Consider the following 391-nt stretch of genomic DNA (forward strand, 5'->3'; position numbering starts at 1 on the left):
ATTCCGCGAGCTGTTTCTGCTCTCTGCCTGCAGTTCAAGGATCTGGCCGGGGCGAGCTTCAAGGTGATCGAAACCTTCAAGCACTTCCTGGATGCCGCGAACTTCGACGGCGGCAATCCGGATGCTGCTGATCAGAGCCGCACCACTTTTCGGCGGTCGGTTTCGAGCTTTCCAGCCCCATCGACATGGAAGGCCAGCAGCTGCCGTCCCAGCAGATCACCAAGTTGTGCCGCTGGGCGATGCGCGGTCAGTACAGGCAGGAAGCTTGCGCCTACACCGGTACCGCGATGTTCGACAAGAAGAATGAACCCACCGACAACCCGGCGCTGGACCGCTGCGGTGGCTGGTGGAGCAGCTGCAAGTTGCGCGGCAATACCCGCCGGTTCGGCGG

At 61.9% G+C, this 391-nt stretch carries 1 pseudogene; it reads left to right on the top strand.

Annotated elements, in window-relative coordinates:
- Positions 1–391 (top strand): annotated as a pseudogene (locus AO388_RS30005) (phage minor tail protein L); the annotation flags it as partial.

The organism is Pseudomonas sp. ICMP 10191 (assembly GCF_001467335.1).
GTDB classification, from domain to species: Bacteria; Pseudomonadota; Gammaproteobacteria; order Pseudomonadales; family Pseudomonadaceae; genus Aquipseudomonas; species Aquipseudomonas cerasi.